The 6206-nt window shown below is 64.4% G+C and carries 4 protein-coding genes and 1 pseudogene; 2 read left to right on the forward strand and 3 right to left on the reverse strand.

The genetic code is table 11. The features are described from left to right. Positions 1-179 precede the first annotated feature (179 nt). Positions 180-1810, forward strand: a pseudogene (locus HKL97_RS04750) (CTP synthase). Then, entirely contained in the window at positions 1807-2628 is an 822-nt protein-coding gene (kdsA, locus tag HKL97_RS04755; RefSeq protein WP_291422977.1) for a 3-deoxy-8-phosphooctulonate synthase, read from the forward strand. Before HKL97_RS04750 ends, kdsA begins: the two are co-directional and overlap by 4 nt. A gap of 131 nt (positions 2629-2759) precedes the next feature. On the opposite strand, the gene HKL97_RS04760 is transcribed toward kdsA, so the two are convergent. From HKL97_RS04760 to pyrD, 3 genes are all read right to left on the reverse strand, one after another. Continuing rightward, positions 2760-4553, reverse strand: coding sequence for a PAS domain-containing methyl-accepting chemotaxis protein (locus HKL97_RS04760; protein WP_291422979.1), 1794 nt, complete (start codon positions 4551-4553; stop codon positions 2760-2762). Positions 4554-4637: 84 nt separating this feature from the next. Next, the gene (locus HKL97_RS04765; RefSeq protein ID WP_291422981.1) at positions 4638-5465 is read right to left on the reverse strand and encodes a TIGR01459 family HAD-type hydrolase; all 828 of its coding nucleotides are present in this window, start codon (positions 5463-5465) and stop codon (positions 4638-4640) included. Further along, positions 5462-6206 (reverse strand): dihydroorotate dehydrogenase (quinone) (gene pyrD / locus HKL97_RS04770; RefSeq protein WP_291422983.1); only part of this gene is annotated, 745 nt, incomplete at its 5' end. The genes pyrD and HKL97_RS04765, both read right to left, overlap by 4 nt.

Genomic DNA, 6206 nt, shown 5'->3' on the forward strand with positions numbered 1-6206 from the left:
CCCCGCGCTGCCGCAAACCCCGGCGGACGCACTCCCCGCGCCGGCTGCGCCTGCCGTGCCGGCACCCGCCAGCGCCCCGGCGCAATAGTTTTTTTCCCTCCGGCGCGCGGGGCTGCCATACTGCCGCGCGCGCATTTTCCCCTCTCGTTTTTTTCACCACTCATGTATGATTGGATTCCATGACGCGGTTTGTATTCATCACCGGCGGCGTGGTCTCTTCCCTCGGTAAGGGTATCGCCTCGGCGGCACTTGGCGCTTTGCTCCAGGCCCGCGGTTATTCCGTGCGCCTGCGCAAGCTGGACCCCTATCTTAATGTCGATCCCGGCACGATGAGCCCCTACCAGCATGGTGAGGTATTCGTGACCGATGACGGGGCGGAGACCGACCTGGACCTCGGCCATTACGAGCGCTTCACCGGCGTGGCCGCCAACAAGCTCGACAATGCCACCACCGGCAAAATCTATTCGGATGTGATCGCCAAGGAGCGGCGCGGGGACTACCTCGGCGCCACCGTACAGGTGATCCCGCATATCACCGACGCCATCAAGGACGTTGTGCTGCGCGAGTCTGAACAGTTTGATTTCGTGCTGGTGGAAATCGGCGGCACGGTCGGCGACATTGAGAGCCTGCCCTTCCTGGAGGCCATCCGCCAGCTCGGCAACGAACTCACCCCCGAACGCGCGATGTTCGTGCACCTCACGCTGGTGCCCTACATTCCCTCCGCCGGTGAGCTGAAGACCAAACCGACCCAGCATTCGGTCAAGGAGCTGCTCAACGTCGGCATTCAGCCGCAAATGCTCATCTGCCGTTGCGACCGCGAAATTCCCGAGAACGAGCGGCGCAAGATCGCCAGCTTCTGCAACGTGCGGGCCGAAGCGGTAATCCCGGCGCTGGATGTGAACACAATCTACGCCGTGCCGATCTCGTATCATGAAGCGGGGATGGACCGCGAAGTGCTGCGCCATTTCGGGCTGCCCTTCGAGAGCGAACCGAATCTGGCGCGCTGGCAGCGCATCGTGGAGACCGTGCGCGCCCCGAGGGCGAGGTGCGCATCGCCGTGGTCGGCAAATACACAAATTTGCTGGACAGTTATAAATCCCTGGCCGAAGCCCTGGCCCATGGCGGCATCGCCAACAAGGTGAAGGTCGTGCTGGACTGGGTGGATTCGGAAGTGTTCGAACAGCCCGATACCGTGCAGCAGCTTGATGGCGTGCACGGCATCCTGGTTCCGGGCGGCTTCGGCGAGCGCGGCACGCAGGGCAAAATTGAGGCCGTGCGGTTCGCGCGCGAGCGCAAGGTGCCGTTCCTGGGCATTTGTTTCGGTATGCAGATGGCCGTGATCGAAGCGGCACGCAACCTCGCCGGCATGCCCGGCGCCTCCTCCACCGAGTTTGGCCCCTGCGAAATCCCCATCGTCGGCCTGCTCACCGAATGGGCCCGCGGCAACGATATCGAGCGCCGCCGCGCGGGTGGCGACCTTGGCGGCACCATGCGCCTCGGCGCCTTCCCCGCCGCCCTCGCCGCAGGCTCGCTGGTCCGCGAGGTTTACAACGGCGCGGCGCAGATTTCAGAGCGCCACCGGCATCGCTTTGAGGTCAACATCCATTTCCGCGCGCAGCTGGAGGCCGCCGGGCTGCAATTCTCCGGCCTCTCGCCGGATGGCGTGCTGCCCGAAATCGTCGAATACCCGAACCACCCCTGGTTCATCGGCGTGCAGTATCACCCGGAGCTGAAATCCAAGCCGTTTGAACCACATCCGCTGTTCAAAGGCTTTATCGCCGCCGCCGTGGCGCAGTCGAGGCTCGTATGAAACATGTGACCGCCGGTAATCTGACAATCGGCAACGATCTGCCGTTCACGCTGATCGCGGGTCCGTGCCAGATCGAGTCGCGCGCGCACACCATGGAAGTTGCCAGCGTGCTCGCCAAGCTTTCACGCGAACTTGGCATCGGCGTGATCTATAAATCCAGTTTTGATAAGGCCAACCGCACCTCGGCCGCCGCCGCGCGCGGCATCGGCATGGCGGAGGGTTTGAAAATCCTCAGCGAAGTGCGCGAAGTTTTTGGCCTGCCGGTACTGACCGATGTGCATGACGCGGCGCAATGCGGCCCGGTGGGCGAGGTGGTGGATGTGCTGCAAATCCCCGCGTTTTTATGCCGCCAGACGGATCTGCTGCTGGCCGCCGGGGCCACCGGCAAGGCGATCAACGTGAAAAAAGGGCAGTTCCTGGCGCCATGGGACATGAAGAACGTCGCCGCCAAAATCGCCAGCACGGGCAATGAAAAAATCCTGCTGTGCGAGCGCGGGGCCAGCTTTGGCTACAATACGCTGGTGAGCGACATGCGCTCACTCCCAATCATGGCCGAGACCGGCTACCCGGTGGTGTTCGATGCCACGCATTCCGTGCAGCAGCCCGGCGGCATGGGCACCTCCTCGGGCGGTGAGCGGCGCTTTGCCCCTGTGCTGGCGCGCGCGGCGCTGGCGGTTGGCTGCGCCGCTGTGTTCATCGAATGCCATCAGGACCCGGACAACGCCCCCTCTGACGGACCAAACATGATCCCGCTGGACCAGATGCCCGCGCTGGTGAAACGCTTGCAGGGGTTTGACGCGCTCGCCAAGGCTTCTTAAAAACAACGCTCCACGTGGAGCGCTTACGGCAAAAGCCGCCTAACCAATTGTTAGAGCGGCTTTATTTTTTACTTGCACCCCAATTTGTGCGGGTTCAGTACAAAAAAACAACAAATTGACGGCCGGGGTGTTTACAGCTCGGCCCATTCCTCCTCCACCACCTGAATTTCCTTGGGTGCCAGGCGGCGTGCGCTGCTGACCGGGGTTTTTGATTGTGCAGGCCGCGCCACGCTTTTTCTGGGCGGCGGCGCGGCAGGCGCTGCAACGGGCGCGGCGCGGCCTACCTTGAAGCGGGAGATCAGCCGCGCCAGATCATGCCCCTCATGCGCCAGGGTCTCGCTCACGGCGGTGGTTTCCTCAACCATGGCGGCGTTCTGCTGGGTCATCTGGTCCATCTGGTTGATGGCGGCGTTCACCTGGCTGAGCCCAGCGGCTTGCTCCTGCGCGCTGGCCGCGATTTCCGCGACCACGGTGTTGATTTCGGAGACCTGCCGGGCGATTCGCTCCAGGGCATTGCCAGCGTCTCCCACCAGGTTGACACCATCAGCCACCTGCCGGCCCGAGGTGGTGATAAGCCGCTTGATCTCCTTCGCCGCATCAGCCGAGCGCTGGGCCAGGGCGCGCACTTCGGAGGCGACGACGGCAAAGCCGCGCCCGGCATCGCCCGCGCGCGCCGCCTCAACCCCGGCGTTGAGCGCCAGCAGATTGGTCTGGAAGGCGATTTCATCAATCACACCAATGATCTGCCCGATCTCCTGCGAGCTTTTCTCGATCCCGTCCATCGCGGCGACGGCGTGGCGCACGATATCCCCCGATTTTTCCGCATCGCCGGAGGCCGTGGCAACAACCTTGCGCGCATGCAGCGCGCCGCTGGCGGTTTTTTGCACCGTGGCGGTTATCTGGTCCAGCGCCGCGGCGGTTTCCTCCAGGCTGGCGGCCTGCTGCTCCGTCCGGCGGGAAAGATCCTGCGCGGAGGTGCTGATCTCTCCGGTGGCTGACTGGATGGTGAACGCAGCACCGGAAACTTTTTGCAGCGCCGATTGCAGCGTTTCAGCCGCGGCGTTGAAGTCAATCCGTAATTTATCCAGCGAGGGCATGAGGTTTTCGGTAATCCGCGCTTCCAGGTCGCCCTCCGCCAGGCGCGACATGGAAGCGCCGACAATGGCGACATCTTCCATCCGCTCGGTGAGGTCGGTCGCGAATTTTATCACGCTCGTGAGCTTGCCGCCACTCCCGAACACCGGGTTGTAGCTCGCCTGGAGCCAGACCGAACGGCCGTTTTTGCCGGTGCGGTTGAAGTCTCCGGACACAAATTCACCCGCGCGCAGATGCTCCCAGAATTCCCGGTACGGCGCGCCGGCCGCGTAGGCGGGCTCGACGAACATGGCGTGCTTGCGGCCCACGATTTCTTCCAGGCTGTAGCCCATGACGCGCAGGAAATTCTCATTGGCGCTTAGAATCACGCCATCGAGGCTGAATTCGATCATCGCCTGGGAACGCGAGAGCGCCTCCAGCAGGCTGGCGTTGCGCGTTGCAGCCACTTTGCTTTGCGTGATGTCCAGCGCCAGCTTTATGACCTTGGTGACATGCCCGCCCTGTATCGTGACCGGGGTGTACGACGCCTGGAGCCAGACCTCCTGCCCGCCACGGCCGACGCGGCGGAAATCGCCCGTCTCAAACACCCCTTTTTTGAGGCGGCGCCAGAATTCCTGATACGCCTCGGAACGGGCATATTCAGGGTCTACCAGCAGGCTGTGGTGCTTGCCTTGCAGCTCGCTCAGCGCATAGCCGGTGAGGGCGCAAAAACTCTCATTGGCGGTGATGATTTTGCCGCTGGGCTCAAATTCTATGACGGCGAAGGATTTTTTCAGCGCCCGCAAAACCGCGGCGTTGTCGCCGCTATTGACCCAGTCCATGATGCTCATTTGTGAAACCGACCTTTAACCACTGTTCAGGTAGGCGATTTATAGAGCGGCAATGATTAAGGAAGGATAACGGCGGAAACGGACTTACCAGCTGAAACCGGGAAGGATCGAGACCGGGGCGAGGCCCAGCTGCGCGGCTTCCTGCGGGGCGGCATCGGGGTGCAGGGCGTGGATGCCCGAGAGCACCCAGCAGGAGGCGATGCCGGCGGCCTTGGCGCCCGCGATGTCAGTGCGCAGCGAGTCGCCAATGGCCAGAGTGCGCGCCGGCGTGGTGCCGAGCATGGCGAGGGTGGGTTTGTAGATCGCCGGGTCCGGCTTGCCTCGCTGGATCACGGTTCCGCCATCGGCCTTGTAGTATTCGGCCAGCAGCCCGGCACAGATGATCCGCACACCGTCGCGCACCACTTCCAGATCAGGGTTGGCGCAGACCATGGGGATGCCCGCGCGCAGGGCGGCTTTCAGGACCGGGGCGTAAAGCTCCGGGTCCTGCGGGCCGAGCACGTCGTCCGGCCCCGTGTTGAGCAGAAAATCAGCGGCGGCGGGGTCGTCCACCTGGTCGAGGGGCAAGGTGTCAAACACGCCGCGGTCGCGCGCGGGGCCGAGGTGGTAGAGCTTGCTGCCCAGGGCAGCGAATTCGTCCGTCCGGTCACGCAAGGCCAGATGCACCGCCTCGCCGCTGGACATGATGCCGGTGTAGAGCGAGGGGCCGATGCCCATGGCGCCCAGCGTGGCGGCGATGGAATCCGGCCGGCGCGGGGCGTTGGAGAGAAAGACCACGGTTTTGCCCGCGCCGCGCAGGCGCGAGAGACAGTCCAGCACGCCGGGATAGGGTTTGACCCCGTCATGCACCACGCCCCAGAGGTCGACGATGAAACCGTCATAATTTTGCGCGAGGGCGCCAAAGCCGGTCATGCCCCTGCCCCCACGGCCTGGGTGAGAGCGCTGAAGCCACGCGCGCGCAGCAGGGCGGCGAGGCCGGATTTGAGCGCGGGGATGAGCGCGGGGCCGCCATAGGCGAAGCCGGTGTAGAGCTGCACCAGCGAGGCGCCCGCGAGGATTTTGGCGAGCGCCTGCTCGGGCGTTGAGATGCCCCCGGCGCCGATGAGGGTGAGCTTTCCGCCGCAAAGCTGGTGCGCGCGCGCCAGCATGGCGGTGGAGGGGCCGAACAACGGCGCGCCGGATAGCCCGCCGGTCTCGGTTTTGCGTGGGCTGCGCAGCGTATCCGGCCGGGCCAGCGTGGTGTTGGAGATGATCAGCCCCGCGATGTTGCGCGCCAGGGCGACCGAGATCACCGCCTCCAGCCCCTCGGGCGAGAGGTCCGGCGCGATTTTCACGAACACCGGCTTATCCGTGGTGATGGCGGAAAGGATGGCGGTGAGCCGCGCCTCGGACTGCAGATCGCGCAGGCCGGGGGTGTTGGGCGAGGAGATGTTGATGGTGAGGTAGTCGGCATGCGGGGAGAGCGCGTTCACCAGGGCGGGGTAGTCGCGCTCCGGGTCCGCGCCCTCCTTGTTGATGCCCACATTGGCGCCCACGGCAGCGGCGGTGCGCCCGGCACGGCGCAGATTGGCGAGAAAGACCTCAAGCCCCGCGTTGTTGAAGCCCATGCGGTTGATGACGGCGGCATCCTCCTCCAGCCGGAACAGCCGGGGC

Origin of the sequence: Acidocella sp., from assembly GCF_013044125.1 — a bacterium.
In the GTDB taxonomy this organism is placed as follows: Bacteria; Pseudomonadota; Alphaproteobacteria; order Acetobacterales; family Acetobacteraceae; genus Acidocella.